The sequence below is a fragment of the Nocardia sp. IFM 10818 genome (assembly GCF_054655275.1).
In genome coordinates this window covers 2,253,171-2,279,729 of the sequence record NZ_BAAHJH010000001.1, presented here as the reverse complement: position 1 = coordinate 2,279,729, position 26,559 = coordinate 2,253,171, and the positions used below count along the sequence as shown (strand labels likewise).

The following is a 26,559-nucleotide window of genomic DNA, read 5'->3' as shown; positions in this document are numbered from 1 at the left end:
GTTTCTCAGCTGCTAACCGAGGGAGACCACTTTGTTCTGGCCGGAGACGACGGTGTCGGCGTGGTCGACCAGGGCGACTCGGACCTGGACTGTTTGGCCTTTCGACAGTGGTGCCGGATCGCCGGTGACGCCGGCGACCGTGACTACGGCCGACTGGGGAGTGCCGTCGCAGATGACGGCATTGTCCGCGCCGGTGGCGGAGGGGCTCTCGGCGTCGGGGGCGCCGACCATGACCTTGATGGCGGCTACTCCGGCCGAGGCGTCGCAGCTGTAGTCGACGCCTACGTTCGCGGGACCGACACCGGTGACGTCGATGCTGTTGGCGGCGAGGGCGGGGGCGGCGGTGGCGATGGCGGCTGCGGCCAGTGCGGCGAGGGCGGCCGCCAGGGAGGTGGAGCGTTGATGGTTCCGAATGGTCAGCATGGATCTTCGTCCTCCTGGGTAAGGAAACGGATCACCGGACACAATCAGAGATCGCGGCGCTCAGCGCACCGCACGTCCATCGTCCTCCATCACTGTTCGAAGGGACAGCCCGGGTTCGGGCGAGATCAGCCGGGGCGGCCGGGTGCGGGGAAGCACGGTCCGGAAACGCTCAGGAGTCGATCTTCTTCAGTGCCTTCTGGACGGTGAGGTAGGTGCGGGTGGTGATGTCCTTGCCGTGCGTCTTTTCCAGCCAGGCCATGAAGGAGGGGGTTTTCGGGTCGCTGTTGTCGATGACCGAGAGGACGGCGGCGGCGGTCTCGTCGTAGCCGAGGACGCGGGCCAGGTCGGTGCTCGCGGCGGCCGGGTCGGGGAGGCCGGCGGTGGCGTCTTTGAGGAAGGTGACGGTCAGATAGGTTTCGCGGCTGTGGGTGAGGCCGGGGAACCAGTCGGCGTCGACGAGGGATTGGAGTTGGGCGCGGTTGCGGACCAATGTGCCGCCGGGGATGCCCAGCTCGGCATTCAACGCTTGCTGGATGCGGGATTCCAGGGCGGGAATATCGGATTCGCCGGTGTGGAAGATGACATTGCCGCTGGTGAGCAGGGTGCTGACCTTGCCGAAGCCGAGGCCCTCGAAGACGCCGCGCAGTTTTTCGTTGCGCATGTTCGGGTTGGTGGGCATGATCCCGCGCAGGAAGGCGGCGTATCCGGTCATGGGGCGACCTTAGCGAGCGCGGGTGACACTGCTCAGGAGGCGGCTACGCCGTTCTTCTTGCGTTCGATATCGGCCAGGGCGGCAAGGTATTCGGCGCGCTTGTCGGCGGCGGCGTCCCAGGCGTCCTTGCGGTTCTTGACCACTCGGGCGGGGGCGCCGACGGCAATGCTGTAGTCGGGGTAGTCGCCCTTGACGACGGCGTGGGCGCCGAGGACGCAACCGCGGCCGACGCGGGTGCTGCGCAGCACGGTGACCTTGGCGGCGATCCAGGTGTCGGGGCCGATGCGGACGGGGCTCTTGACGATGCCCTGGTCCTTGATGGGCATGGTGATGTCATCGGTGACATGGTCGAAATCGCAGATGTAGCACCAGTCGGCCACCAGGGTCGACTCGCCGATCTCGATATCGATGTAGGTATTGACGACATTGTCCTTGCCGAACACCACCTTGTCGCCGATGCGCAGCGAACCCTCGTGGCAGCGCAGCGCATTGCCGTCACCGATGTGCACCCATTTACCGATCTCCATGCGCGCCAGTTCGGGGGTGGCGTGGATTTCGACATTGCGGCCCAGGAAGACCATGCCGCGCAACACGATGTGCGGGTTGGCCATCTTGAATTTCCACAGCCGGTAATAGCGCACCAGGTACCAGGGGGTGTAGGCGCGGTTGGCGAGCACCCATTTGAGCGATGCCACGGTCAGAAAGCGCGCCTGCTCCGGATCCCGGCGCCGCGATCCGGCCCAACGCGAGCGCAACGGCGCGCCCCACATGCTCGTCACGAACTTGCTCCTACTGTTCCCAGGACCGTTTAGACGAGGGTATCGGTCCCCTTCCCGGGACTCGAAAGTAGGCTGTGCTCCGGCTGCATCAGCCCCCCGAGAGCTAACCAGAGAATCGTACTGGCAGAAGGGACACCAGCAGGTGCGAAGCGGCAGGCGGCACACCGGACGTGACCAGCACGGACCGCGGATCGGTCGCACACTGGCAGCTGCGGCCGCCGGATTGCTGACGCTCACCGCGTGCGGCAGCACCACGGTCGACGACATCAAGGTCGGCAATGGCGCGGGCTGGCCGCTCGCCTTCCACGATGCGCGCAACAGCGGTTCCACTCCGGTGACCGGATCGCGGAACCTGTCGCTGAGCTGGCAGCGTCCCGTGGGCGGGCCCGTGGGCGCGCCGGTGACGGTCGGGCCGGAGGGGCAGATGTTCGTCACCACGCGCACGCCCTCGTGCCAGATCTTCTCCTTCCTCATGCAGACCGGGCGCAAGCGGTTCTGCAATGCCATGGGGCCCAGCGCCGTCGACGCGGGCGCGGCCGTGGACGGCAGCACCAATGTGTATGTCGGCGACGACGGCGGCGTGTACTCGTTCAATCTGCTCGGGCAGCCGCGCTGGCGCACACCCGTGGCGGGCGTGCCGATCTCGGTGCAGTTCACCGGGGACGGCAATGTGCTGTCGGTGACCCAGTCCGGGCAGGTCGACGTGCTCAGCCGGCAGACCGGGGACCGGCAGGTGCCCACCTTCCAGTTGCTCGGCGAGCCGGACTTCCTGGAGAACCCGGGCCTGAACCGGCCGCCGGACGGGCAGGGCATCGAGGACTGCGCGACCGGCGGGCCGCAGTGCCCGGTCGCGAATGTGTCCGCGGTGGATCAGCAGACCGGGCGGTTCTACGCCACGGTGTGGCGGCCGGGCGTCGGCACGGCCGATCTGATGGCGCTCAGCTACGACGGCAAACAGATCCGCACCGAGTGGAGCGCGGAAATGCTGACCGGCGGCAGCGCCACCAGCCCGACGCTCTCGCCGGACGGGTCCACGGTGTACGTGGGCGACAACGCCGATCGGCTCATGGCCGTCGACACCTCCGATGGGCGCACCAAGTGGGTGCACGATCTGGGATTCCCGGCGCGGGGCGCGATCTCGGCCCAGGACGGGCTGCTCGTGCCCGCCGGGGACGAGGGGCATCTGCTGGCCATCCGGGACAATGGGGACAGCGCCCAGATCGCCTGGGAGCGCAAGGATCTGGCGCTACGCGGCAAGCCGGTGCAGACCGCCGGGGGTACCGGGTACACCGTCGCCCCGATCGGCGAGCACCTCACCCTGGTCACCTTCGACACCAAGACGGGTGCGACCGTCGACTCCGATGACATGCCCGGGGCGGAAGGCACGACCGTGGGCACCTCCATCGGCGCGAAGGGCGAGGTCGTGGTGACCACCCGCATCGGGGAGATCTTCGTCTACAAGCCGGAGAAGTAAACCCAACTCTCGGGACTCTCAGGGGCTGACGCCCCTGAAACCCCACCCCCGGGCGCGGCTTCCGGACCGTCGGGACTCCTTGGGACTCGCGCCCCTGAAACCCATTCCCCGGGCGCGGCTTCCGGACCGTCGGGACTCCTTGGGACTCGCGCCCCTGAAACCCATTCCCCGGGCGCGGCTTCCGGACCGTCGGGACTCCTTGGGACTCGCGCCCCTGAAACCCATTCCCCGGGCGCGGCTTCCGGACCGTCGGGACTCCTTGGGACTCGCGCCCCTGAAACCCATTCCCCGGGCGCGGCTTCCGGATCGTCGGGACTTCATGGGACTCGCGCCCCTGAAACCCCGTCCACGGAGACGACTTTCGGATCTTTGGGATTCCATGGGACTCGCGCGCCCCTGAGATCTATCCTCGGGCGCGACCTCCAGGCCGTCGGGCCTCTATCGGACTTGCGCCCTGAAGCTCTTCCCCGGGCGCAGCTTGCGGGCGGGTGGACTCGTGGGACTGACACGCGGAAGCCCCGCGGCCGACACGGCTGCTCCCTGGCCCCCGCAGAGGCTGGGTGCGGTTATTCGGGGCGGACGGAGTCCAGGAGGGTTATGGCTCGTTCGAGCATGTCTTTCAGGGCTTCTCGTTCCTTGTCGGTGAATTCGGCGGCCAGGGCGCGCTCGACGGGGACGGCGCGGTTGTCGGCGTCGCGGAGGACGGCGGCGCCTTGTTCGGTGAGGCGGGTTTCGAGGACGTTGCGGTGCCAGGCGTGGGGGGTGCGTTCGATGAGGCCGCGGTCGCGCAGGTTGGCGAGGACGGTGTTCATGGTGGGCGGGGTGACGCAGCATTGACGGGCCAGTTCGGCGGCTGAGATGCCGGGGTTCTCGCTCAGCACGAGGAGGGCCGCGTACTGCGGGACCGTCACGCCCGCGGGTTTGACGGCGGCGAGTTTGGCCGCTTGCAGGGCCTGTTCGGCGCGCTTGAGGTACGCCCCGAGGCGTTCGGCGGTGGGCATCGACGTCACTTGTGCATGGTATTCGACTCTTCCGATTGTTCGAACATTGACTATCATTAGAACTCTAATCTATGTTCGATGTCGCACTTAGGTGATACCCCTACTGATCTGCACCGGAAGGCACACCCATGTCCCGTTCGACCCGACTCCGCAGCGCCCTGCCCGCGGCTCTGATGCTGACGCTGGCGGCCTGCTCCACCGGCGCGGAGCCCGCGGCGCCGAGTGATCCGGCCCCGGCCGCGCGTATCGGCACCGCTTTCGAACTGCCCGAGGAGCGCGCGTATCCCGAAGGGATCGCGGTGGATTCACGCACCGGGGACGTCTACGTCGGCTCCTGGACCACCGGCGCGATCTACCGCGCCACGGCGGGCGGCAGCAGGGCCGAGATCTTCCTTCCCTCCGGTACGGACGGGCGGATGACGGCCAACGGCCTGCGCGTCGACAGCGCCGGGCGGCTCTGGGTCACCGACCACACCGCCGGAGTCGCGGTGTACGACACCGGGACTCGCAACCTCGTGGCTCGCTTCGACGCACCACAGGCGGACAAGCCGTTCATCAACGATCTCGCCATCACACCGGACGGCAGCGCCTACCTCACCGACAGCGTCCGGCCGGTGATCTACCGCGTCGGCCCCGAACAGCTCGCGGATGCCATGACGAACGGCGGGCGCGGAAACCTGCCCGTCTATGCGGATCTGACCGCGGCGATCGGCCCCAGCGCGCCGGGCAGCTATGTCCTCAACGGCATCGTGGCCGACGAGTCCGGGCGCTACCTGCTCACCGTCGACATGGCCTCCGGCGACCTCTACCGGATCGCGGTGCAGCCGCAGCCCGCGATCACCAAGGTCGATCTGAAGGGCGGCAACGTGATCAACGGCGACGGTCTCGAACTGCGCGGCGACACCCTCTGGGCCGTGCACAACAAGGACAACGCCATCAGCCGCTGGCAGCTCAGCGCAGACGGCGCGACCGCCGAACTCCGGCAGCGCGTCACCGATGAGGCGCTGCGCATTCCGACGACCATGGCGCACAGCGGCGATCGCGTCCTCGTGGTGGTCTCGCAATTCGACCGCGGCGGGCCCATGGGCGACGGCACGCCGAGCAATCCGTTCCGGGTGGTCACGGTCGAGGGGATCTGACCGTGACGAATCCGGCAAGGATTCGCTGTGAGCGGACAGCGGGAATCGACTGCGCGGACGGCGGGTTCGATCAGGGGCAATACCTCGAATCGTTTGGAGTAGCAGTTTGAGCACCATCGTCGTCTCGCACGAATTCGCCAGCAGCCCGGACCAGGCGTGGTACGGCCATCTGGCCGCCGCCCTGGGCGACCACGAGGTGCGAGTGCCGCAGATGCCGGATCCCGAAGCGCCGCAACCCGAACCGTGGCTGCGGGCGGTCACCGCGGAGATCTCCGATCCGGCCGACACCGTACTGGTCGGCCACAGCCTCGGCGGCGTGAACCTGCTGCGTCTGCTGGAGCGGCACGAGGGCGCGCCCTTCGCGGGCCTCGTCCTGGTGGCGTCGATGGCGCACGAGGTCGGCTACGACCAGCTGGCCGGGTTCTTCGAGGGCGGCTTCGATTGGGAGCGGATTCGCAAGGCCGCCGAGCAGTTCCGGGTGCTGGTCGCCATCGACGATCCGGTGCTGACGCCGGATCCGCTCGAGCACGTGCGGTTGTTCGCCGCGAACCTCGGAGCCAAGGCCGTCGTCACGCCGGACGGCATTCACTTCAGCCGCCTGCAGGACCGGCGGGAGCTGCACGAGGCGGTCGCCTTGGTGGGGGAAGTACTGCCGTGAGTCAGTTGCGTTCGCGGGCAACGGCATCCAGGTTGTCCGCGATCCGCTGCAGCATGCCGATCAGCTCGCGGTAGCCGTCCGCGCCGAGACCGTCGATGGCCGCGGCGCGTTCGGCGTCGATGAGCTGGGCCACGGCGGCGTGGACACCGCGGCCGTGCGAAGTGAGAGTGTGGTTGCCGGCGGCGTCGACGGCAACCACACCGCGGTCGACCAGAGCGGTCACGTGCGGGACGACGATGGGTTCCGCGTCATCCAGGAAATGCGCGTGGGCGCGATCCAATTCGGCCAGGGTCACCGGGCCGGCGGAGATCGTATTGATGACCTGCCAGGAGCGGCGGACCAGGCCGTGGTCGGCGAGCAGGGCGGCGAAGTTCTCCTCCAGCATCCGGTCGATGTGACGGAGGTAGTAGCCGAGGGGTTTGCCGGGTACGTGTGCGGTGGTCATGATCCTCCTCCTCATAAACATGTCAAATTACATGTACTTGTATTTTAACAACCAGTTGTAGAATGACAAGGGTGACGGAGAACGATCCCGCGACGGCTGCCATCGAGCGGGCGATGGTGACGATCCGACGCAGCCAGACCCGACGCAGCCTGAGCCGGCTCGGCGCGTTCAGCGAGGAACCCGCCATGGACCCGACCGTGTTCGGGGTGCTCGACGCCGTCGAAGCGCGCGACGGGGAGGCCACGGTCACCGATATCGCGAACACACTCGGAGTCGACCAGCCCCGCGCCAGCCGCTTGGTGGCACGCGCGGTCTCGGACGGGCTGCTGGAACGGCGTGCCGATCAGGCCGACGCACGTCGCGTGCTGCTCCACCTGTCCCGTAAGGCGCAAACAGCCCTCGAACGCGCACACAGCGCGCGGCAAGCGGTCTTCGCCCGCGCCACCGCGGACTGGACGGACTCCGAACGCGACGAATTCGCCCGGCTGCTCACCAGATTCGTCGCGGATTTCCAGGCAACGGTCGCCGCGCCCGAAGACTGACGCCGACCCCGGGACGACCGACGCCAGTTACGGGGTGGCGCAGATGAATACCGTGGCAGTGCGGCCGATGCGCGTGACGACCAGCGTATAAGGTTGCTTGCCACGAGGTTTCAACTTGGCCCGCAGCGCATCGGGGTCGATATCGACACCGCGCGTGAGGATTTCGAGCGGACCACAATCGCGGCGATGCAATTCGGCCCGTAGCGGCTTCTCCCGGAAGTCCATCCGATCGAGAATGTGGAACCCGCGCACGCCCTCCGGCACGCTATCGCCGGTCAGGTATGCGATGCGGGGATCCAGTTGCCACAGACCGTGTTTCGCGGCGTAATGGCGCACCAGGCCCGCCCGCACGACCGCCCCATCCGGGTCGACGATCCACTCCCCCGGCTCACGCTCGGGAATGTCATCCGCCTCCGCATCGGTGAGGCTCCAGGACTCGCCGCTCGACGAAAGCACTGTCGCTCGCCGCGTGACACCGGATTCCGCCAGACCGGGCGACCACAAACATGCCTCCCGCACCGCACCGTCCAACGACACCACCTCGACCTCGCCCGCCCAGCCGAGCTTGTCGAAATCCAGTCCGGGAGCGCACTTCACGACAAGATCGCGACCGGCATACGCCTCCAGCAGATCCGGCAGCGGAGGTTGCAGCTTCGCCGGATCATGCGTGCGCTTACCGTCCGCCCGCCGCGCCGGATCCGCGATGACCACCTCGGCATTACTGCTCGGCGCCAGCGCGTCCGCCTTGACCAGCACCACATTTCGCGCGTTTCGGGGACGCTGCGCAACAGCGTTCGAACCCACCACGGCGGCCCGCACGGATGCGCCCGTCCCCGAGATCACGCTCCCGCCGACGACGCGCGCACCGGAGCCGGCGTCTGCGGCGAGCAGTCCTTCCGCGCCGGAGTTCGAACCGGCGGCCGGCAGTCCACCCCCGCCGGAATCCGAACCGGCGGGGAGATCATCTCGGACGCCGGAATCCGAGTCGGCGGAGGGGAGAGCTCCTGCGTCGGAATCCGCGGCCGAGGGCACTCCCGCGCCGGGGTTCCGGTATGGATTCGCAAGCGCCGCAGCGAGATTGTGGGCGGCCATGGCGAGGCGCACCTCATCGAGGTCGCTACCGATGACGGCGGGGCAGACGCGGGCGAGTTCAGCCAATTCCGCGCCGATCGAGCAAGTCACGTCGTGGACGGTGCGGCCGGCCAGGCGGGCGGCGCGATGGCGGGCCACCGCGGTGGGGGTGGCCTGCTGGAGGGCGTCGTCGGTGAAGAGCCACTCCCCCGACTCGGGGAGTTTGGCGGTGGCGCGGCGGCGCAGGCGGATGGTTTCGACCAGGACGGCGGCGCGGTCGCCGTGGGTGCGGCGGAGCTGTTCGAGGTCGCGCAGCAGCGACTTCGGGGTGAGGTCGAGGCGGTCGGCCCCGGTCAGCGCAGCCAGGCCGGCCGCGCTGCCGAGATAGGCGACATCGTCGCGAGTGAAGGCGTAGCCCAAGGGATTTCGCCGGCGCCGGTTACTTGGCGGAGGCGCCGGGCTTCACGCCGGTGATCATGACGTTGTAGAAGAACTGGCGGGGGACGATGTGGCGGAGCACCTTCTCGTCCAGCTTGGACAGGCCCAGCCAGGCCTTGTACTGGGCCATGCGGTAGCGCCAGGTGAGCTTGGACTCCGGCACGGCCGCCTCGAAGGTGCGGACCGGCCAGCCCCACAGGGCGGCGGCGAATTCCTCGGTCTTGGCCAGCACGTCGACCGCGCCGGCGCTGGTCGCCATGCGCTCCAGGTCGGAGGGGTCGAAGGTGTGCAGGTCGACGACGGCCTCGAGGGCGGCCGCGCGGGAGGACTCGTCCAGTTCGGCCTGCGGGCGGCGCCAGTCGCTCAGGAACGGGAGCTTGGTGACCTCGGTGGTGATCTTCCAGGTGACCTGGCCGAGCTTGCGGGCGTAGAAGTTGCCGATGGTGGTCGGCTCGCCGGCGAAGACGAAACGGCCGCCGGGCTTGAGCACGCGCAGGCATTCCTTGAGGGCCAGTTCCACATCCGGGATGTGGTGCAGCACGGCGTGGCCGACGACCAGGTCGAAGGTGTCGTCCTCGTAGGGGATGGTCTCGGCGTCGGCGACGCGGCCGTCGACGTCCAGGCCGAGGTTCTGGCCATTGCGGGTGGCGACCTTGACCATGCCCGGGGACAGGTCGGTCACCGAACCGGACTTGGCCACCCCGCCCTGCATGAGGTTCAGCAGGAAGAAGCCGGTGCCGCAACCGAGTTCGAGGGCCCGCTCGTAGGGCAGCGGCGCGTCGGGGACCACGGCGTCGAAACGGCCGCGCGCGTATTCGATGCAGCGCTCGTCATAGGAGATGGACCACTTCTCGTCGTAGGTCTCCGCCTCCCAGTCGTGGTAGAGGACCTGCGCGAGCTTGTTATCGGAATACGCGGCCTGGACCTCCGCCTCGGTGGCGTGCGGGTTCGGCGCGGGGTCTTCAGGACGAGCAGTCATAACAGGGCAGCCTAATGAACGCCCCGGTGAGCCCGTGTATCGGCCCGGTTATCCGCGCGTGAATCGGGCCGACCCGGGCCCGTCCAGCAAATAGGAACGTGTTCCAACCTGCTGATCCGCGCTGCCGAACAGCCCGGCCCACTCCTTGCGCGCCCGGTCGTGCCCGTGCGTGCCCGCCTCGAACACCCGCTTGGCGGCGCCCAATGCGAGGCCCGGCGCGCCCTGGAACTGCCCGGCCCACCGCAGCGCCGCGGCGAACACATCGTCGGGCGCCACGACCTCGTCGACCAGGCCGATCTTCTCGGCTTCCTCCGGATCCACGAACCGCCCGCTGTAAACCAGATCCTTGGCCTTGGACGGCCCGACCAGCAGGCTCAGCCGCCGGATCCCCGCCAGCGGAATCAGCCCCGCCTTGATCTGCGGCAGCCCGAGCTTGACGTTGTCCCCGATGATCCGCCGGTCCGCGGCCAGGGCCAGCTCCAGCCCGGCACCCAGCGCATACCCGCTGATCGCCGCCACCGTCGGCTGCGGCAACCGGGCCAGGCAACTCAACGCGGCCTGAAAATCGGCGACGACCGCCTCCGCCTGCTCGGGCGTGAACCTCGCCAGCTCGGCCATCTCGTCGCCGGCCGAGAACACCCGCTCATCCCCGTACACGATGACCGCCGAAACCCCGGCATCCCCCGCGATCTCCGCCGCGGCGGCGGAAACCTCCAGCGCCACCTGCAGATCGATCAGATTCATCGGCGGGCGGGCGATCCGGAGAACGGCAACGCCCTCCGCCACACCCCGGTCCACGGTCACAAACTCGGCCACAGCCGACACCCTACTGCCGCGCCGCGGCCCGATCCGCGCCGCCTGCGCCCCGGGGCATGCGCCGAGCGGCTTGCGCCGCGGCGGTCACGCACCATCACGTGCATGTCAGCCTCCTTTCAGCAAACTCTTATGGCGCGCGATCAGAATCGGAGCGGCGCACAAGTCGTGCAGCGAAGAGGAAGGTATATGTGATGCGAGGTCTGGCCATGGCAGCCGTATCGACGATCGCCGTGCTGACCGGCCAGCTCGGAACCGGCACCGCCGCCACGGCCGCGGCGCAGGACACCGGGTCATTGGATCGGCTGGTCGCCCTGCTGGCCGAGCGGCTGGAGACCGCCGACACCGTCGCGGCCGTGAAATGGGCGGCCGCCGAACGCGAGGGCACCCGGCCCGTCATCGACGATCCCGCCCGCGAGGCCGTCATCTACGACGCGATGGCGCGACTGGGCGCCCAGCGGGACCTGCCCGACGCCTGGGTCCGGCAGGTCTTCCAAGGCCAGATCGAGGCCAACAAGCTGGTGCAGCGAGGTCTGGTCACGCTGTGGAGCAACGGTGTGGCATCCGCGCCCGCCCCCACCGTGGACCTCACCGCCGTACGCCCGGTGATCGACCGGGTCAATGGCGAGATCATCGACGAATTGGCCGGTAAGCGAGCCGAATTGGACGCTCCGGACTGCGCGGCGCGGCTGGCGGGCAGCGTGCTGGACACCGTGAGCGAACGGCACAGCGACCCGCTGCATCAGGCGGCGCTGGTGCGCGCGGCCGCCCCGCTCTGCGAGCGGTGAGCCGGGCGCACGGCCTTCGCCGGGACTACTCCGGGCGCTGCGAACCGCGCAGGCGGGTGTTGTCGGGGAGGTCGGCGAAGTAGCGGTCGGCGTGGGGGAAGGCCAGGGCGGCCTTGGGGGCGGTGGGGTCGTAGACCGGCATGATGGGGGTGATGGCGGGGCTGGCCGCGAGAATGGCGGCGGTGGAGGGGAATTCGGCGAGGGCCACCAGTTGGGTCCAGGTGGGCGGGAGGAGGACGTCGAGGCCGTTCTTCCAGCGGGTGATGGCTTCGGCGGGGGTGCACCAGGTGACGACCTCGGCCTCGGAGGTGGCGTCGTCGGCGTGCTGCCCTTCCGGGAGGACGGCCACGAAGAAGCGGGTGTCGTAGCGACGGGGTTCGACCTCGGGGGTGATCCAGTTGTCCCAGGGGCGGAGCAGGTCGGCGCGCAGGACGAGGTTCTCCTGCGTGAGGAAATCGGCGAAGGTGAGATCGCGGCGTTCCAGGCGGGCGCGGGCCGCGGCGTAGACGCTGGTATCGGAGACGACGGTGTCGGCGGTGGGGCCGGCGAGCAGGACGCCGCATTCCTCGAAGGTCTCGCGGACGGCGGCGCAGACCAGGGCCTGGGCGCGAGGGGCGTCGGTGCCGAAACGCTCGGCCCACCAGGCGGGTTCGGGCCCGGCCCAGTCGAGGTGGGCGGAGGCGTCGGAGGGGTCCACGCCGCCGCCGGGGAAGACCGTCATGCCCGCGGCGAAGGCCATGGCGCTCACGCGACGCTGCAGGAACACCTCGGGGCCGCGTGCGCCGTCGCGCACCAGCATCACGGTGGACGCGTCCTTGACGGGCGCGGCGGGCTGAGAGTCGGTCGGGGCTACGGTCTCACTCACACTCCGCACCCTAACGGTTGCTAGGTCACCGCGACAGAACCTGGTTCGGTTCCGGGGCTCAGTCGGTGAGGTGGACCGAGCCGGTGCGCGGCTCGATGGTGAAGGCGCCGGACGGGTCGCCGCGATGTGATCGGGTGCCGGTGAGCATGCCGGTGCGATAGTCCTGCACCTGGCTGAACACATCGCCGCTGCCCGCATCGGCCCAGGTCACCAGGAACACACCGGTTTCCAGATGCTCGATGGCGACCGGCGCCACGGTCCTGCGGCCGCTGTCGGCGGCGACGTAGGTCAGCGTGCGGCCGTCCCCGGCGAAGGTCACGGTGCCACCGGAACCACTGTCGTAGCGCAATTGCACGGTCTTGCCGTGCAGATCCGACGGCACCGCGGCGGGGCCCAGCCCCTCGGCGGATTGGATCGCCGAAACCTTTTGCGGCGCCGGTGGATCGGCGACGCACCCGGCTGCGGCGAACGCGATGGCCACGAGCGCCACCGCAGCGATGGTCCGGCCCACTCCTGCTCCCTCCGTCCGCGGCGGCCCCACCCGTGCCACCGCCCCGCGCCGAGCGTTCGCCGAGAATTGGCTACGCAGCGGCGATCGACTCGGCAGACCAGTTCACAGCGAATCCGGTCATGTTGCGGACAGTTTGCCCGTTGTGGGAGGGGGATGCAATGGCAGCGCGCCGGGATATCCGGTGGCAGGCCGGTGAATTCCGCGCGGCCGGACCGCGCACCGGATTCAGCGGGTCCGGTGCCGCCCGAAACGCTGGCTGCGCCGGGCGAAGTAGCGGCCGTCGATGCGATCGAGGGTGATGGACTGCCGGAAGGCCTCGCTCAGGTTCTCGGCGGTGAGCACATCCTCGAGCAGGCCCTGCGCCACCACCGCACCCTCATTGAGCAGCATGCCGTGGGTGAAGCCCTGCGGGATCTCCTCCACGTGATGGGTCACCAGCACCGTCGCGGGCGCGTCCGGATCGGCGGCCAGATCGCCGAGGCGCTCCACCAGTTCCTCGCGCCCGCCCAGATCCAGTCCGGCGGCGGGCTCGTCGAGCAGCAGCAGTTCGGGATCGGTCATGAGCGCGCGGGCGATCAGCACCCGCTTGCGCTCGCCCTCCGACAGCGTCCCGTAGGCGCGATCGGAAAGGTGTTCCGCGCCCAGGCTTTCCAGGATGTCCACGGCCCGGTCGGTATCGACCTCGTCATAGCGTTCCCGCCAGCGGCCCATGACCGCGTACCCGGCCGACACCACCAGATCGCCCACCTTCTCGTCGCGCGGCACGCGACTGGCGACGGCGGCGGAGGACAGGCCGATGCGCGGGCGTAGCTCGTTCACATCGACGCGGCCGAGGGTCTCGCCCAGCAGATTGGCGCTGCCCGAGGTCGGGTACATCTCGGCCGCCGCCATCCGCAGCAGCGATGTCTTCCCGGCGCCGTTGGGGCCGAGCACAACCCAGCGTTCGTCGAGCTCCACCTGCCAGGTGACAGGTCCTACGAGCGTATGGCCCGAGCGTCGGACGGTGACATCGTTGAAATCGATGAGCAGATCGGGATCCGGTTGTGGCACGGGGTCCATCTTTGCCCACCGCCCTGGACGATCGTCAACGTGGTGCGAAATATCTGTGCGTGTCATCGCCTCCGATGGGGTCCCGACGTGAATTCGTCAGCCGGACCGTCGAATTCCAAGGGGGTGGTTAGCTCCGTCCGATCGCCGCGAGCGCGCGCGTCGGCGCTCGTCGACCGGAACATGCGCGCGAACAGCAGTGCGGCCGGAACCGAGAGCACCACCCAGAGGATGAGAATCAACAGCAGTGTCGTCATTTCCGTTGGTTTCCTTTCAGGAAACTCGTGCACCGATCATTGCCCTCTGATCCGGGGAAGTCGAGCGGGCGTGCACATATATGCCAGCACGCCGACCATCCGGTTCGCAGCTGGGACACGCGACATTCACCAATCGTTCGAATGCCCCGGCCACCACGGTCAGTACCGGAACCGATACCCGGGCCGCGCCGAGCTGAAACCCGCCGGGCCACACGGCGCGGCGAGCCGCTCAGGGCACCGCGATCACGGTCGTCGACCCGGGCGCCACTTCGGTGAACCCGGCGTCACGCACCGCGACCGCGGTCCGGTCGGCCTCCCGGCGCAGCAAATGCCGCCAGCGCTCCGGGTCGGCCTCGGCGACGGTGCATCGGTAACCGCGCGCCGCCCAGGCATACGCCCGCTGCACCGGCATGGCGCCGGCCAGCAGCATGCTCGCATGCCCGACCTGCGCGGCGGCCTTACCTACCGTCATACCCAGATCCGCGTTCACCCATAGCACCGGATACGTGTCATCGATCTCCCCGGGCTCATCGACGGGTAGTTCGGTGCCGCCGATCTGGAGGCGTTTGATGCGCGGGTCGATGTCGCCGACCGGGCCGGGCACGAGCGCCCGCGCCTGCGCGCCCTCGAATTCGGCTGTCACGCCGTCCACTTCCTGCGCGGCCAGCCAGTGCGCGCCGCGGGCCCGCCGCGCCACCTTGCGAATCCGGGAGCGCTTCCAGCCCAGGTAGCGCTCCTCCCACTCGCCGTCGGGGCCGACCCGCTCGTCGAGGCACAGCGCCACCACCGCCGAGGCCGCCGCCGCGAGCAGCGCGCTGCGCCCGGGCGGATCGTTCTTCGGGATGTGCAGCACCATCTGCATGGCCTGCACCAGCGCCGGATCCGCCGGATCTCCCCCGCCGCCGTACCCGCGCGCCAGCTCGGCGTGCCTGACCGCGAATCCGGCGTCCACGGTGGACTCGATGCTGGACACCCGCACTCCTTCCGCGGGCCGCCTATCGGCCGCGGCCCCGCACGACATCACCTGCGGGCCAGCCTAGCGACCCGGCGAAAGCCGCTGCCGCAGCGCACTCTCGGTGCGGCAACCGGCATCGGCCGCCCGCATTCCCGCCCGGCTACCGGACGGTGAGGTTCAGCGTGAAGGTCTGCACGGGCGGCACGTCCTTTTCCCAGGGTCGGCCGTAGTTCAGCACGAGCCGGGTCGTGCCCGGGTTGATGCCGATGAACCACCAGGTGGTCTCGCCGCCCTGACCGGGCTTGGGCCCGCCGTCGCTGGTGTCCTGTTCGAAGACCGGCTCACCGTTCTGCTTGACGATGTTCTGGTCCAATTCCCCCAGTTGCCAGGAGGATCCGGTGCTGGGATTGGCCTTCAGCTCCACCTTGATCGCCTGGCCGACCACCAGCGTGCGGGCCTGGTTGTTCTCGTCCTCGTCCACGTCGATGGTCTCCGCGGCGCCGGCCGAGGTGGTCGTCGGCTGCACCGTGTTCGGATTCTCGTTGTCCCCGCACCCGGTCAGCGCCAGGCCGAGCAGCAGCACCGCCAGTGATGTACGCACCCGCACGAACAGCCTCCCATCGTCATGACCGGATCTCCTCCGGCCACGCTACCGACGGAAAGGCTCCGAACGGGCCAGGCGAATCGGACGAGTCGCACCGCCTGTCATCCCGGCGTGCGCTCGGCCGGGATCCGCCGCGGCTCGTGGATTCCGGCCAAAAGCGCGCCGGTATGGCGAAACGGCTTCGGCTTCGGGCGCTCAGCGGCCGAGCGGGACTCGCCGCACGCCGCCGTCCAGAGCGTCGGCCGCCTCGACCTCGTCGCGGGTCACGCCGAGGATGAACAGGATCGCGTCCAGGTACGGGTGCGAGAGCGCGGCATCGGCGACCTCGCGCAGCGCGGGCTTGGCATTGAAGGCGATGCCCAGGCCCGCGGCATTGAGCATGTCGATGTCGTTGGCGCCGTCGCCGACCGCGACGGTCTGCTCCATCGGCACCCCGGTCTCGGCGGCGAAGCGGCGCAGCATGACGGCCTTGGCGGCGCGGTCCACGATTTCGCCGACCACCTTGCCGGTGAGCTTGCCATTGACGATCTCGAGCGTATTGGCCTGGACGAAGTCCAATTCCAGTTCGTGCGCGAGCGGTTCGATGACCTGGCGGAAGCCGCCGGACACCACGCCGCAGCGGAAGCCCAGCCGGCGCAGGGTGCGAATGGTGGTGCGCGCGCCCGGGGTCAGCTCGATGCGATCGGCGACCTCGTCGATGACCGAGGCGTCCAGCCCGGCCAGCGTGGCCACCCGCTGCCGCAGCGATTCGGCGAAGTCCAGCTCACCGCGCATGGCGGCCTCGGTGACCTTGCGGACCTCGTCCTCGACGCCGGCGTGCGCGGCCAGCATTTCGATGACCTCGCCCTGGATGAGGGTGGAGTCCACGTCGAACACGATGAGCCGCTTGGCCCGTCGCGCCAGGCCCGCCCGCTCGACGGCGATATCGACGCTCTCCTTGGCGGCGACCACGGACAGCGTGGTGCGCAGCGTGGTCTCGGTATCGGCGTCGCCGGAGGGCACGGTGACCCCGAGTTCCAGACCGGTCACCGGATAGTCGGCGATGCCGCGAATGGAGTCGATGTTCACGCCCTGCTCGGCCAGCTTGCGCGAAATCGCGCTGAACGCCCGGGCGGTCACCGGGCTGCCCAGCACCACCACGGCATGGGTGGAAAGCTTCGCGCCGGTCACGGAATTGGGGCCGATCTCCACATCGACATTCATGCCGATGCTGGCCATGGCGTCCTCGAGCTGATCCTGCAGATCCTCGGGATCGGTGTGACAGGAGACCAGCACGCCCAGGGTGAGGCGGCCGCGGATGACGACCTGTTCGACATCGAGCAGGCTGACGCCATTGTGCGATAACGCCGCGAGCAGTACCGACGTCACGCCCGGCTTGTCGGGTCCGGTGACCGTGACCAGAACCGTCGTGTCAGACGTGCTCAATCGAAACTCCCGTTCTCGCGACTGCGCCACCTGCGTTCAGCGGCGGACTCATTCTGTCAGGTGTTAGTCGAACGACCCGCGTCGCCCGTTATCCGGGTGGCGGGTGTCACCTCGCCCCGAGAGTGAAAATGCGCCGACCGGGAACTGGTGGCGGGGCCTTCTCGCGAAACGCCGCCACCAGTTCCCGGTGATCTTGGTGCGAACGCGAACGCGGCGCCCGTCTTTCGACGGACGCCGCGTGGCTGTGGTTCGGGATTACTTCCCGATCTTCTCCAGCTCGTGCACGGTGTGGGACTTGGAGCCCCAGCCGACATGGGCCTCGGCGCGCATGCGCTCGACCATGTGCGGGTAGTGCAGCTCGAACGCGGGGCGCTCGGAGCGGATGCGCGGCAACTCGTAGAAGTTGTGCCGCGGCGGCGGGCAGGAGGTGGCCCACTCCAGGGAGTTGCCGTAGCCCCACGGATCGTCCACGGTCACGACCTCGCCGTAGCGGTAGGACTTGAAGACGTTCCAGATGAACGGCAGCATCGACGCGCCCAGGATGAAGGCGCCGATGGTGGAGACCGTGTTCAGGCCGGTGAAGCCGTCGCTGTCCAGGTAGTCGGCGTAGCGACGCGGCATGCCCTCGTTACCCAGCCAGTGCTGCACCAGGAACGTGGTGTGGAAGCCCACGAAGGTGGCCCAGAAGTGCCACTTGCCCATGCGCTCGTCCATCATGCGGCCGGTCATCTTGGGGAACCAGAAGTAGATGCCCGCGAAGGTGGCGAACACGATGGTGCCGAAGAGCACGTAGTGGAAGTGCGCGACCACGAAGTAGGTATCCGACACGTGGAAGTCGATCGGCGGGGAGGCCAGCACGACACCGGACAGACCACCGAAGAGGAAGGTCACCAGGAAGCCGATGGAGAACAGCATCGGGGTCTCGAAGGTCAGCTGGCCGCGCCACATGGTGCCGATCCAGTTGAAGAACTTCACGCCGGTCGGGACCGCGATGAGGAAGGTCATGAACGAGAAGAACGGCAGCAGCACCGCGCCGGTGGCGTACATGTGGTGCGCCCACACCGCGATGGACAGCGCCGCGATGCCGAGCGTCGCGTAGACCAGGGTGGTGTAACCGAAGATCGGCTTGCGGCTGAAGACCGGGTAGATCTCCGAGACGATGCCGAAGAACGGCAGCGCGATGATGTACACCTCGGGATGCCCGAAGAACCAGAACAGGTGCTGGTAGAGCAGCACACCGCCGGAGGCCGGGTCGTAGATGTGACCACCCAGGTGGCGGTCATAGGCCAGCGCCATCAGCGCGGCGGTCAGCAGCGGGAAGGCCAGCAGCACCAGCACCGAGGTCACCAGGATGTTCCAGGTGAAGATCGGCATGCGGAACAGCGTCATGCCGGGGCAGCGCAGGCAGACCACGGTGGTGATCATGTTGACGCCGCCGAGGATGGTGCCCAGACCGGACACGGCCAGACCCAGGATCCACAGGTCGGCGCCCACGCCGGGCGAGTGCACGATGTCCGACAGCGGGGTGTAGGCGGTCCAGCCGAAGTCGGCCGCGCCGCCCGGGGTGATGAAGCCCGCGGTGGCCATCGAGCCGCCGAACAGGTACAGCCAGTAGCTGAACGCGTTCAGACGCGGGAACGCCACGTCGGGCGCGCCGATCTGCAGCGGCAGGATGATGTTGGCGAAGCCGAACACGATCGCGGTCGCATAGAACAGCAGCATGATCGTGCCGTGCATGGTGAACAGCTGGTTGAACTGCTCGGGCGAGAGGAACTGCATGCCCGGCCGGGCCAGCTCGGCGCGCATGAGCAGCGCCATCAGGCCGCCGACGAGGAAGAAGGACATGGCCGTCACGAGGTACATGACGCCGAGGACCTTCGGGTCCGTGGTGGTGACCATCTTGTAGATGAACGAACCCTTGGGACCCGTCCGTTGCGGGTATGGCCGAGCCGCTTCCACTTCACGGACTGGGCGTGGCTCTACGGCAGTCACTGAACCTCCTGACAGGTACCTTCTGGTCGTTCGTCGCGGGTGCTACCGGCGTCCGGATTCGTGCACAGACGAACGACGGGCGGCATGCGCTGTCATGGATCGTAAACCGTGCTGCCCCACCGGTCGCCAGGTGGTCCTACTCTGTGTCGTAATTGGGCGGCGGGGCGAGCGGTGAGTACGCTGCCAGCCATGCCGGTGCGCGAGTCCGCTTCCACCCGAAACACGTTCGCCTCCCCAGCTGCCCCCGCGCGACGTTTGCGCACCTGGGGGGTGGTTCTCGCGGCGGCCGCGGTACTACCGGGGCTACTCGCCGGATGCTCCGGATCCGATGATGACGCGATGAGCTCGATTGTGCGCACCACCACCAATATCGCCGGAGCCGGTGTGGTGGGTCTGGAACGCGACACCGCGAAGGCGTGCGCGCTGCCGAGTTCGCCCGATTCCTCGTCGGGGACGCGCACCATCAACAGCGCGGCGGGGACCGCCGAGGTGCCCGCCGATCCCAAGCGCATCGTGGTGCTGTCCACCGCGGCCCTCGACGCCACCTGCGCGCTCGGGCTGTGGGAGCGAGTGGTCGGCGCGGCAACGGTTTCCGGGCCGACGCCGCAGCCGTCGTATCTGGGGTACGGGATCTCCGAGATTCCCGATGTGGGCTCGGTCGGGCAGCCCGATCCGGCGAAAGTCGCTGCGTTGAAACCGGATGTGATCCTCGGGACGGCGGCCGACGGGGCGCAGTACCGGGCCATGCGCGAGATCGCGCCGACGGTGCTGGTCGGCGACGACTTCGGCTGGCAGGCCGAGTTCACCTCGTTCGCCGAGGCGCTGGGCCGCAAGACGGCGGCGGCCACGGTGCTCGAGGACTATCGGACCGTGGCCACCGATACCGGGAATGCGGTCGCGGCGAATCTGACCCAGGCGTCGGTGCTGCGCTTCGAGCGCGACGATATCCAGATGCAGGGGCTCGACAGCTTCGCCGGGCAGGTGCTCACCGATGCCGGCGTGCAGCGGCCCGGACCGCAGCGGGTCGTCTCCTACGATGTGGGCGCGGATCTGAGCGCGCAGCAGACCCGGGACCGGATCGAGGGCGATATCGCCTATGTCATGTTCGACGGGCCGGACGGGCTGGAGTTCGGCAAGAAGACCATGAGCGGCGATGACTGGAAAGAGCTCAGCGTGTCCGGCGACAAGCGGGTGTTCGCGGTCGAGGACAGCATCTGGCACGGTTCCGGGGTCATCGCCGCTCGAGCATTGCTGGACGATATCCGCAAGACGCTCAACGGATATGTGACCGACTGAGCGAAATCAGCCCTGCAGGTAGAGATTCCAGGTGCCGTCGACCGCTTCGCGGCACTGGTAGTTGGTCCAGTCCGGGTGGGCCGGACCATTGGCGCCGTCGGCCTCGCAGGCGGCCAGGGTGCCGTAGTTGCCGTAGTAGACCTCATCGGCGTTGGCGATGGCCGAGCCCGACGCGACGACGCCCAGCGCCAGCGCACCTGCCGCGAGTACAGTCTTGAACTTCATGTGCCGCAAAACCTTTCGTAGCGGTGGCCCGGGCGGCCACCGCTACGAATTCATCATGCGGACCGTGAAGGATTCGTGATCGTGCGCCGGCGCATGGAAAAGGGGTCGCAGGGGCTTCCCCGGCAACCCCCTTACCCAGGGCGGACTAGAACTCCCAGTCTTCATCCTCGGTGTTCACGGCCTTGCCGATCACGTAGCTCGAGCCCGAGCCGGAGAAGAAGTCGTGGTTCTCATCGGCATTGGGCGACAGCGCCGACAGGATCGCCGGGTTCACATCGCACTCGTCCTTGGGGAACAGGCCCTCGTAGCCGAGGTTCATCAGCGCCTTGTTGGCGTTGTAGCGCAGGAACTTCTTGACGTCCTCGGTGAGGCCGACCTCGTCGTAGAGATCCTGGGTGTACTCGACCTCGTTCTCGTACAGCTCGAACAGCAGCTCGAAGGTGTAGGACTTGAGCTCGTCGCGCTCGGCCTGGGAGACCAGCTCCAGGCCCTTCTGGAACTTGTAGCCGATGTAGTAGCCGTGCACGGCCTCGTCGCGAATGATCAGGCGGATCATATCGGCGGTATTGGTGAGCTTGGCCCGCGAGGACCAGTGCATCGGCAGGTAGAAGCCGGAGTAGAACAGGAAGGACTCCAGCAGGGTGGAGGCCACCTTGCGCTTGAGCGGATCCTCGCCGTTGTAGTACTCCAGCACGATCTCGGCCTTGCGCTGCAGGTTCCGGTTCTCCTCGGACCAGCGGAAGGCCTCGTCGATCTCCTTGGAGGAGCACAGCGTGGAGAAGATCTGGCTGTAGCTCTTGGCGTGCACCGACTCCATGAAGGCGATGTTCGTCAGCACCGCCTCCTCGTGCGGGGTCAGCGCGTCCGGGATGAGGCTGACCGCGCCGACCGTGCCCTGGATGGTGTCCAGCAGGGTGAGGCCGGTGAAGACCCGCATGGTCAGCTGCTTCTCATTGGGAGTCAGCGTGGCCCAGGACGGGATGTCATTGGAGACCGGAACCTTTTCCGGCAACCAGAAGTTGCCCGTGAGCCGATCCCAGACCTCCGAGTCCTTCTCGTCCTGCACGCGGTTCCAGTTGATCGCGCTCACTCGATCGATCAGCTTCACACCCGCTCACTCACCCTTCTCAGCTCACCGTGACCATGCGGAATTCCTTGCCCTGAACACTACTACTTGTGGACGACATACTCATGTAGCACAAGACCTTGTGTCGAGGTGTTGTCCTGGGAGAATGCCGGACAGGGTGCGGCAGGGCACTGCACCGACCGGAAATCTACAGCGGTGCAATCGGTCACAGCAGGTGGGGGCGGGTATCGAAACCGCCCCCGGCAGCGGTTGCCGATCAGATGCCGAGCACCAGTTTCGCGGTGGTGAAGTAGATGATCAGACCGGTCGCGTCGACCAGCGTGGTCACCATCGGGGCCGAGATGACCGCCGGATCGATGCGCAGCTTCTTGGCCAGCAGCGGCATGGTGCCGCCGATGGTGGCCGCCCAGCCGCAGATGAGCACCAGCGTAATGCCCACCACCACAGCGATTTTCGCGCCCACGAAGAGCGCGCCGATCACCATGCCGACCACCGCGAGCATGCCGCCGAGCACCAGTCCGACCCGGCATTCGCGCCAGATCACCTTGAACAGATCCGAGACGCGGACCTCGCCGACCGCCAGCGCGCGCACGCACGAGGTCGCCGCCTGCGCACCGGCATTGCCGCCCGCGCCGATGAGCAGCGGGATGAACAGCGCCAGCTGCGCCACCTGCTCGAGGGTGCCGGAGAAGAAGTCGGTGACGCTCACCGTCAGCGTCGCGGCCAGCAGCAACAGCATCAGCCACAGGGCGCGGTAGCGGGCCAGCTGGAACACCGTGGCGGCCATGTAGTGGCCCTCCCACGGCGCGGCGCCGGCCTGGCGGGCGACGTCCTCGGAGTCGGCGGCCTCGATGACCTCGACGGCGTCGTCGATGGTGAGCAGGCCGACCAGGCGGTCCTCGCTGTCCACCACCGGCAGGTTGATGAGGTTCGCGCCCTGCATGAGGCGGGCGGCCTTCTCCGCGGAATCGGTGGCGCGGACGAAGACCGGCTCGGATTCGACCAGATCGGCGATCATGGCGTCGGGGGAGCTGAGCACCAGCTCGCGCAGTTCCACGATGCCGATCAGGCGGCGGCCGGCGTCCACCACCGGCAGGGTGTAGACGGTCTCGGCGTTCGCGCCCTCGGTGCGCACCATGTGCAGCGCCTGCGCGACGGGCAGATTACGCGGCAGCGCAACGACTTCCGGCGTCATGTAGAGGCCGACGGAACCCTCCGGGTAGCCCAGCAAGGCCGCGGTCATGCGGCGTTCGCGCGGGCTCAGCCCGGCCAGGACCTTCTTGGCGACCTTGGCGGGGGCTTCGCGCAGCATGCGGGCGCGGTCGTCGGGATCCATCTCCTCGACGAGCTCGCGGAAGGCGTGATCGCGCAGGCCGGTGAGGATCTGCTGCTGGTCGACCGGTTCCAGCTCCTCGAAGACGTCGAGGGCGCGGTCCTTGTCGAGCAGGCGGAAGGCCAGGCCCGCGGAGACGGCGTCCATGCGCGAGATCTCGTCGGCGATGACGTGCGGCGGATGATTGTCCAGCCACTCCAGGGTGGCGGCCACGTGATGGCCGCCGGCGATATCGCGCAGCGAATCACCCTCGGAGCACAGCGTGCCGCGGCCGGTGGCGCGCGACTGGAGCTCCTCGGGCAGGCTGTTTTCGGGCAGCGTCGGAAGGACGGCGGGCAGCGTCGAAACGACGGGCAGATCGGTCTGCGTCATGGCGGAACCTCGGCCGGAACGGCGAGTCGTGGGTGAGCGGATGGATACACCGAGTCACACCGCGAGGCACCGACCCTTACCGCCGGTAAAGGAACTATCGGCAGATGGAGGGGGCGGCGCCGCGCGGCCTTCGACTGGGGGGTTCGCTACGCATGCAACCCACCTCCTCGAAGCCGTCGTGCACCATGTACGTCACCCGCCACCGGCGGGTGGGCCGCCCCGGGTGGACACGAATTCACCCGGCGACGACGCAAAAAGCATCCTCGTGCAGGATACCGGCCGACACCAAATCACGCCCGGCGCGGTGCGCGACACACCGATGTGGAGGGTGCGACACACCGACCGGGCAGCAAGATCGGAAACGTGGCTCGACCCGGCCGGTATTCCCGTGAGAGGGTCGGGCACACGGCTTCCGCGCGCACTGGGCGCACGGCCCCCGCGCACTCGTCGCGGCACCGCGGACAGCGGTCCGGTCCGCCGGGATAATTTTCCGATAATTTCGAGGTCATACGCCGTCGCGAGCCATTGGGCGCTCGACCAGCATGGCTTAGTCTCTGCCTCTGTGCGTGTTTTGGTACTGGAGGACGATCAGCAACTCAGTCGTGAGGTGACCGACGGGCTGCGCTCGGCCGGTTTCGCGGTGGATCATGCCTGCGATATCGCCGACGCCGATTTCAAGATCGCCATCAACCGGTACGACTGCCTGGTGGTCGATCGCGGGCTGCCCGACGGCGACGGGCTGGACCTCGTCGCGAGCACCCGCAGCGCCGGGCACACCGTGCCCGCGCTCATGCTGACCGGGCGCGACGGGCTCGACGACCGGCTGGCCGGATTCGAGCACGGGGCCGACGACTACCTCACCAAACCCTTCGCGCTGCCCGAGCTGGTGATGCGGGTGCGGGCGCTGTGCCGGCGCCGCGAACAGCCCACCGCGTCGCGAATCACACTGGGCGACATCGAGATCGACCTCATGCGGCGGCGGGTGTCGCGCGGCGGCATCATGCTGACCCTCACCCCCAAGGAATTCGCCGTGCTGGAATTGATGGCCACGCGCCGCGGCAGCGTGGTCACGCGCACCGATCTCATCGAATGCTGCTGGGACGAAATGGCCGAGCCCGCCTCGAATGTGGTGGACGCCGTCGTGGCGAAGCTGCGGCGCAAGCTCGGTGAGCCCTGCGTGATCGAAACCGTGCGCGGCACCGGGTTTCTCATCTCCGGCGAGGCGGCATGAGCGCGCACCGCTCCCCCGCCGTCGCCCGGCTGCGCCGGGCCCGATGGATGATGACCGGGCTGGTCACCGTCATCACCGCGGCCACGGTGCTGATATTCGGATTCGTCGCGGCCTCCGTCGATTCCCGGTTCCGCACCGCCGATTCCGATCTGCTGGCGCAGAAGGTGTCCTCCGGGCTGGCGCGCGCCATCCAGTACGACCAGGAAACCAAGAGCCTGGACCTGTCCCAGGTCGTCGACGACGAGCTCGCCATGGGCACGGCCGGGGTGATCGTGGCGGTGCGCGGGCCGGGTGAGCCGTGGAAGCAGGCGCACACCTACGAGCGCTCGAAAATGCCCAGCGACAGCGAGATCTCGACGCTGGCGACGCAGACCGAGGATCATTCCGACGGCACCATCTACACCGAGACGGTGTTCACCACCACCGATATCACCGGGCGCGAGGTGCGCGTGGTGGGAACGCCGGTGTACTGGTCGGACTGGGACAATATCGTCGTCATCCTGGCCAGCAGCGAGGCCGTCTCCGATGCCGGCGCGCATCGAATGCTGGTGCTGTGGCTGGCGATCGGCGGTTTCGCGCTCGTCGCGGTGGCCACCGCCGCCGCGTATCTGCTCTCCGGCCGCAGCCAGCGCGAGGCGCTGCGCATGCTCGACGAGCACGAGCAGTTCCTCGGCGATGCCGCGCACGAATTGCGCACGCCGCTCACCACTTTGAAGCTGCTCACCGAATCGCGGCCGAAACCCGAGGAGGTGCAGCAGACCCTCGCCGAGGCCCGCCGCCTCGCCGACCGCATGGCCCGTCTCGTCACCGGCCTGCTCGCCCGCGCCCGCATGCAATCGGGCATCGCCGAACCCGAGCGCACCATGCTGCGCCTGGACCAGCTCGCCGAAGCCGTCACCGAGGAGGCCGCCGATCCGCGGCTCATCGTCACCGCGCACCCGTCGGTGGTCGTCGGCGATCCGGCGCTGCTCAGCCTCGCCATCCGGAACATGCTGGAGAACGGTCTCACCCATGGCGCCGTCAATCGGGCCGCGCCCGTGGAGGTCCATGTCGCCGAGGGTCGCGTCTCGGTCCGCGATCACGGTCCCGGTGTGGATCCGGTCATGTCGGCCAGCCCGTTCAACCGGGGCGCGGCCGGTCGCACGGGCCGCAATGGCATCGGGCTGGCCCTCGTCGCCTGGGTGGCCCAGGCGCACGGCGGCAATGCCTCCATCGAGCCCGCCGTCGGCGGCGGCACCATTGCCACCCTGTGGCTCCCGCCCGCCGACATCACCGCCGGAGCCCAGCCCGCCCGCATGTGATGCCGCCCGCCCGGACCGCGTCGACGGTCCGGGCGGTTGTCCCTGTCCGCCCGGCAGGTAACAAACCGGCCGGTTCGGTGGCATCCCGTGCCGACCTGTGCTGGGCTACGACCGTGACGCTGGAATCACTGACGATGGTCCGCCACGGCGAGAGCACGGCCAATGCGGCCCTGGCCGCCGCCCTCCAAGTCGAAGCCGAGGAATTCGACAAGGGCACAAGAGATCCCGACGTCGGCATGTCCGCCCGCGGCCACACCCAGGCCGCCGCCCTGCGCACCTGGCTCGCCACCCAGCCCCCGCCCACCGCCATCCTCTCCTCCCCCTACCGCCGAGCCCGCGAAACCGCCGAGATCGCCCTGCACGACCTCCCCGTCCCCCGCGTCCGCCTCGACGAACGCCTCCGCGACCGCGACACCGGCATCCTGCACGGCCTCACCGCCCTCGGCGTCCGCCGCCGCCACCCCGCCGAGCACCGCGAACGAGAACGCCTGGGCCGCTTCTACTACCGCCCGCCCGGCGGCGAATCCTGGCCCGACGTAGCCCTCCGCCTCCGCCCCCTCCTCCCCGAACTAACCGGCCACACCCTCATCTTCACCCACGACATAGTCATCGTCATGACCCGCTACATCCTCGCCAACCTCACCGAACCCGAAATCCTCAAAATCGAATCCACCCAACTGGCCAACGCCTCCATAACCCGTTGGGAACGAAACTCTTCCGGCCTCCGCCTCACCACCTACAACGACACCGCCCACTTGAGGCCGCTTCCCCCACAACTACTTTCGTGATTTCTCGA

The 26,559-nt window shown here is 68.3% G+C and carries 28 protein-coding genes; 9 read left to right on the top strand and 19 right to left on the bottom strand.

Annotation, left to right across the window (positions count from 1 at the left end; genetic code table 11):
* Nucleotides 1–12 precede the first annotated feature (12 nt).
* From ACYQ5L_RS10250 to ACYQ5L_RS10240, 3 genes are all read right to left on the bottom strand, one after another.
* Complete coding sequence (locus ACYQ5L_RS10250; RefSeq protein ID WP_459957131.1) at nucleotides 13–423, bottom strand: hypothetical protein; 411 nt, start codon at nucleotides 421–423, stop codon at nucleotides 13–15.
* Between the two features lie 169 nt (nucleotides 424–592).
* The gene (locus ACYQ5L_RS10245) at nucleotides 593–1,135 is read right to left on the bottom strand and encodes a DUF1697 domain-containing protein (RefSeq protein WP_459957130.1); all 543 of its coding nucleotides are present in this window, start codon (nucleotides 1,133–1,135) and stop codon (nucleotides 593–595) included.
* Between the two features lie 32 nt (nucleotides 1,136–1,167).
* Nucleotides 1,168–1,905, bottom strand: a complete 738-nt coding sequence (locus ACYQ5L_RS10240) for an acyltransferase (RefSeq protein WP_459963389.1) — start codon at nucleotides 1,903–1,905, stop codon at nucleotides 1,168–1,170.
* A gap of 151 nt (nucleotides 1,906–2,056) precedes the next feature.
* Between ACYQ5L_RS10240 and ACYQ5L_RS10235 the strand changes: the two genes are divergently transcribed.
* Nucleotides 2,057–3,388 (top strand): outer membrane protein assembly factor BamB family protein, encoded by a 1,332-nt coding sequence (locus tag ACYQ5L_RS10235; RefSeq protein ID WP_459957129.1) that lies wholly within the window; start codon nucleotides 2,057–2,059, stop codon nucleotides 3,386–3,388.
* A gap of 566 nt (nucleotides 3,389–3,954) precedes the next feature.
* On the opposite strand, the gene ACYQ5L_RS10230 is transcribed toward ACYQ5L_RS10235, so the two are convergent.
* Nucleotides 3,955–4,389, bottom strand: a complete 435-nt coding sequence (locus ACYQ5L_RS10230; protein WP_459963388.1) for a MarR family winged helix-turn-helix transcriptional regulator — start codon at nucleotides 4,387–4,389, stop codon at nucleotides 3,955–3,957.
* A 128-nt stretch (nucleotides 4,390–4,517) separates the two neighbouring features.
* Here ACYQ5L_RS10230 and ACYQ5L_RS10225 point away from each other — a divergent pair, with 128 nt between their 5' ends.
* Together ACYQ5L_RS10225 and ACYQ5L_RS10220 are read left to right on the top strand one after the other, a co-directional pair.
* Nucleotides 4,518–5,528: an SMP-30/gluconolactonase/LRE family protein gene (locus tag ACYQ5L_RS10225; protein WP_459957128.1), complete on the top strand. Its 1,011-nt coding sequence runs from the start codon at nucleotides 4,518–4,520 to the stop codon at nucleotides 5,526–5,528.
* Nucleotides 5,529–5,634: 106 nt separating this feature from the next.
* Nucleotides 5,635–6,186, top strand: coding sequence for an RBBP9/YdeN family alpha/beta hydrolase (locus ACYQ5L_RS10220; protein WP_459957127.1), 552 nt, complete (start codon nucleotides 5,635–5,637; stop codon nucleotides 6,184–6,186).
* 1 nt (nucleotide 6,187) lies between these two features.
* On the opposite strand, the gene ACYQ5L_RS10215 is transcribed toward ACYQ5L_RS10220, so the two are convergent.
* Nucleotides 6,188–6,631, bottom strand: coding sequence for a hypothetical protein (locus ACYQ5L_RS10215; RefSeq protein WP_459957126.1), 444 nt, complete (start codon nucleotides 6,629–6,631; stop codon nucleotides 6,188–6,190).
* 71 nt (nucleotides 6,632–6,702) lie between these two features.
* Between ACYQ5L_RS10215 and ACYQ5L_RS10210 the strand changes: the two genes are divergently transcribed.
* Entirely contained in the window at nucleotides 6,703–7,173 is a 471-nt protein-coding gene (locus ACYQ5L_RS10210) for a MarR family winged helix-turn-helix transcriptional regulator (protein ID WP_459957125.1), read from the top strand.
* Between the two features lie 27 nt (nucleotides 7,174–7,200).
* Here ACYQ5L_RS10210 and ACYQ5L_RS10205 read toward each other — a convergent pair whose 3' ends face one another.
* From ACYQ5L_RS10205 to ACYQ5L_RS10195, 3 genes are read right to left on the bottom strand one after another with little or no spacing between them, the layout of a single operon-like run.
* Complete coding sequence (locus tag ACYQ5L_RS10205; protein WP_459957124.1) at nucleotides 7,201–8,664, bottom strand: THUMP-like domain-containing protein; 1,464 nt, start codon at nucleotides 8,662–8,664, stop codon at nucleotides 7,201–7,203.
* A gap of 19 nt (nucleotides 8,665–8,683) precedes the next feature.
* Nucleotides 8,684–9,661: a class I SAM-dependent methyltransferase gene (locus tag ACYQ5L_RS10200; RefSeq protein WP_459957123.1), complete on the bottom strand. Its 978-nt coding sequence runs from the start codon at nucleotides 9,659–9,661 to the stop codon at nucleotides 8,684–8,686.
* A gap of 48 nt (nucleotides 9,662–9,709) precedes the next feature.
* Complete coding sequence (locus tag ACYQ5L_RS10195; protein ID WP_459957122.1) at nucleotides 9,710–10,477, bottom strand: enoyl-CoA hydratase-related protein; 768 nt, start codon at nucleotides 10,475–10,477, stop codon at nucleotides 9,710–9,712.
* A gap of 206 nt (nucleotides 10,478–10,683) precedes the next feature.
* On the opposite strand from ACYQ5L_RS10195, the gene aroQ reads away from it, so the two are divergent.
* A complete protein-coding gene (aroQ, locus tag ACYQ5L_RS10190; protein WP_459957121.1) occupies nucleotides 10,684–11,262 on the top strand; it encodes a gamma subclass chorismate mutase AroQ in 579 nt (192 codons plus the stop codon).
* Nucleotides 11,263–11,287: 25 nt separating this feature from the next.
* Here aroQ and ACYQ5L_RS10185 read toward each other — a convergent pair whose 3' ends face one another.
* The 8 genes from ACYQ5L_RS10185 to ctaD all read right to left on the bottom strand — a co-directional run bounded on the left by ACYQ5L_RS10185 (nucleotide 11,288) and on the right by ctaD (nucleotide 18,918).
* Nucleotides 11,288–12,061: an NUDIX hydrolase gene (locus ACYQ5L_RS10185; protein WP_459963387.1), complete on the bottom strand. Its 774-nt coding sequence runs from the start codon at nucleotides 12,059–12,061 to the stop codon at nucleotides 11,288–11,290.
* A gap of 124 nt (nucleotides 12,062–12,185) precedes the next feature.
* A complete protein-coding gene (locus tag ACYQ5L_RS10180; RefSeq protein ID WP_459957120.1) occupies nucleotides 12,186–12,638 on the bottom strand; it encodes a MoaF-related domain-containing protein in 453 nt (150 codons plus the stop codon).
* Between the two features lie 225 nt (nucleotides 12,639–12,863).
* Nucleotides 12,864–13,697 carry an ABC transporter ATP-binding protein gene (locus tag ACYQ5L_RS10175; RefSeq protein WP_379199828.1) on the bottom strand — a complete coding sequence of 278 codons (834 nt, stop codon included), beginning with the start codon at nucleotides 13,695–13,697 and terminating at the stop codon, nucleotides 12,864–12,866.
* Nucleotides 13,698–13,750: 53 nt separating this feature from the next.
* A complete protein-coding gene (locus tag ACYQ5L_RS10170; protein WP_459957119.1) occupies nucleotides 13,751–13,942 on the bottom strand; it encodes a hypothetical protein in 192 nt (63 codons plus the stop codon).
* Nucleotides 13,943–14,171: 229 nt separating this feature from the next.
* The gene (locus tag ACYQ5L_RS10165; RefSeq protein ID WP_459963386.1) at nucleotides 14,172–14,963 is read right to left on the bottom strand and encodes an aminoacyl-tRNA hydrolase; all 792 of its coding nucleotides are present in this window, start codon (nucleotides 14,961–14,963) and stop codon (nucleotides 14,172–14,174) included.
* A gap of 94 nt (nucleotides 14,964–15,057) precedes the next feature.
* Nucleotides 15,058–15,504 carry a protease inhibitor I42 family protein gene (locus ACYQ5L_RS10160; protein ID WP_459957118.1) on the bottom strand — a complete coding sequence of 149 codons (447 nt, stop codon included), beginning with the start codon at nucleotides 15,502–15,504 and terminating at the stop codon, nucleotides 15,058–15,060.
* A gap of 192 nt (nucleotides 15,505–15,696) precedes the next feature.
* Nucleotides 15,697–16,926 carry a phosphoserine phosphatase SerB gene (gene serB / locus ACYQ5L_RS10155; RefSeq protein ID WP_459957117.1) on the bottom strand — a complete coding sequence of 410 codons (1,230 nt, stop codon included), beginning with the start codon at nucleotides 16,924–16,926 and terminating at the stop codon, nucleotides 15,697–15,699.
* A gap of 255 nt (nucleotides 16,927–17,181) precedes the next feature.
* On the bottom strand, nucleotides 17,182–18,918 hold the full coding sequence (gene ctaD / locus ACYQ5L_RS10150; protein WP_379199838.1) for an aa3-type cytochrome oxidase subunit I: 1,737 nt from the start codon (nucleotides 18,916–18,918) through the stop codon (nucleotides 17,182–17,184).
* Nucleotides 18,919–19,107: 189 nt separating this feature from the next.
* Between ctaD and ACYQ5L_RS10145 the strand changes: the two genes are divergently transcribed.
* Nucleotides 19,108–20,214, top strand: a complete 1,107-nt coding sequence (locus ACYQ5L_RS10145) for an ABC transporter substrate-binding protein (protein ID WP_459963385.1) — start codon at nucleotides 19,108–19,110, stop codon at nucleotides 20,212–20,214.
* 6 nt (nucleotides 20,215–20,220) lie between these two features.
* Here ACYQ5L_RS10145 and ACYQ5L_RS10140 read toward each other — a convergent pair whose 3' ends face one another.
* The 3 genes from ACYQ5L_RS10140 to mgtE form a co-directional block, all read right to left on the bottom strand.
* Nucleotides 20,221–20,439: a hypothetical protein gene (locus tag ACYQ5L_RS10140; RefSeq protein ID WP_459957116.1), complete on the bottom strand. Its 219-nt coding sequence runs from the start codon at nucleotides 20,437–20,439 to the stop codon at nucleotides 20,221–20,223.
* Between the two features lie 145 nt (nucleotides 20,440–20,584).
* Entirely contained in the window at nucleotides 20,585–21,547 is a 963-nt protein-coding gene (nrdF, locus tag ACYQ5L_RS10135; protein WP_379199841.1) for a class 1b ribonucleoside-diphosphate reductase subunit beta, read from the bottom strand.
* A 235-nt stretch (nucleotides 21,548–21,782) separates the two neighbouring features.
* On the bottom strand, nucleotides 21,783–23,231 hold the full coding sequence (gene mgtE / locus ACYQ5L_RS10130; RefSeq protein WP_459957115.1) for a magnesium transporter: 1,449 nt from the start codon (nucleotides 23,229–23,231) through the stop codon (nucleotides 21,783–21,785).
* 562 nt (nucleotides 23,232–23,793) lie between these two features.
* Here mgtE and ACYQ5L_RS10125 point away from each other — a divergent pair.
* From ACYQ5L_RS10125 to ACYQ5L_RS10115, 3 genes are all read left to right on the top strand, one after another.
* A complete protein-coding gene (locus tag ACYQ5L_RS10125; protein ID WP_459957114.1) occupies nucleotides 23,794–24,462 on the top strand; it encodes a response regulator transcription factor in 669 nt (222 codons plus the stop codon).
* A complete protein-coding gene (locus tag ACYQ5L_RS10120; protein WP_459957113.1) occupies nucleotides 24,459–25,763 on the top strand; it encodes a sensor histidine kinase in 1,305 nt (434 codons plus the stop codon). The genes ACYQ5L_RS10125 and ACYQ5L_RS10120 overlap by 4 nt, the downstream gene beginning before the upstream one ends.
* Before the next feature lie 113 nt (nucleotides 25,764–25,876).
* Nucleotides 25,877–26,551 carry a histidine phosphatase family protein gene (locus tag ACYQ5L_RS10115; protein WP_459957112.1) on the top strand — a complete coding sequence of 225 codons (675 nt, stop codon included), beginning with the start codon at nucleotides 25,877–25,879 and terminating at the stop codon, nucleotides 26,549–26,551.
* Nucleotides 26,552–26,559 lie beyond the last annotated feature (8 nt).

What these genes read in the sequence shown, in the direction of transcription:
- ACYQ5L_RS10240 (WP_459963389.1), bottom strand. Translation starts at nt 1,905, where the DNA reads ATGTGGGGCGCGCCGTTGCGCTCGCGTTGGGCCGGATCGCGGCGCCGG.
- aroQ (WP_459957121.1), top strand. Translation starts at nt 10,684, where the DNA reads ATGGCAGCCGTATCGACGATCGCCGTGCTGACCGGCCAGCTCGGAACC.
- ACYQ5L_RS10140 (WP_459957116.1), bottom strand. Translation starts at nt 20,439, where the DNA reads ATGAAGTTCAAGACTGTACTCGCGGCAGGTGCGCTGGCGCTGGGCGTC.
- ACYQ5L_RS10170 (WP_459957119.1), bottom strand. Translation starts at nt 13,942, where the DNA reads ATGACGACACTGCTGTTGATTCTCATCCTCTGGGTGGTGCTCTCGGTT.
- mgtE (WP_459957115.1), bottom strand. Translation starts at nt 23,231, where the DNA reads ATGACGCAGACCGATCTGCCCGTCGTTTCGACGCTGCCCGCCGTCCTT.
- ACYQ5L_RS10120 (WP_459957113.1), top strand. Translation starts at nt 24,459, where the DNA reads ATGAGCGCGCACCGCTCCCCCGCCGTCGCCCGGCTGCGCCGGGCCCGA.
- ACYQ5L_RS10175 (WP_379199828.1), bottom strand. Translation starts at nt 13,697, where the DNA reads ATGGACCCCGTGCCACAACCGGATCCCGATCTGCTCATCGATTTCAAC.
- ACYQ5L_RS10145 (WP_459963385.1), top strand. Translation starts at nt 19,108, where the DNA reads ATGCCGGTGCGCGAGTCCGCTTCCACCCGAAACACGTTCGCCTCCCCA.
- ACYQ5L_RS10200 (WP_459957123.1), bottom strand. Translation starts at nt 9,661, where the DNA reads ATGACTGCTCGTCCTGAAGACCCCGCGCCGAACCCGCACGCCACCGAG.
- ACYQ5L_RS10215 (WP_459957126.1), bottom strand. Translation starts at nt 6,631, where the DNA reads ATGACCACCGCACACGTACCCGGCAAACCCCTCGGCTACTACCTCCGT.
- ACYQ5L_RS10245 (WP_459957130.1), bottom strand. Translation starts at nt 1,135, where the DNA reads ATGACCGGATACGCCGCCTTCCTGCGCGGGATCATGCCCACCAACCCG.
- ACYQ5L_RS10230 (WP_459963388.1), bottom strand. Translation starts at nt 4,389, where the DNA reads ATGCCCACCGCCGAACGCCTCGGGGCGTACCTCAAGCGCGCCGAACAG.
- ACYQ5L_RS10165 (WP_459963386.1), bottom strand. Translation starts at nt 14,963, where the DNA reads ATGTCGTGCGGGGCCGCGGCCGATAGGCGGCCCGCGGAAGGAGTGCGG.
- ACYQ5L_RS10185 (WP_459963387.1), bottom strand. Translation starts at nt 12,061, where the DNA reads ATGCTGGTGCGCGACGGCGCACGCGGCCCCGAGGTGTTCCTGCAGCGT.
- ACYQ5L_RS10225 (WP_459957128.1), top strand. Translation starts at nt 4,518, where the DNA reads ATGTCCCGTTCGACCCGACTCCGCAGCGCCCTGCCCGCGGCTCTGATG.
- ACYQ5L_RS10250 (WP_459957131.1), bottom strand. Translation starts at nt 423, where the DNA reads ATGCTGACCATTCGGAACCATCAACGCTCCACCTCCCTGGCGGCCGCC.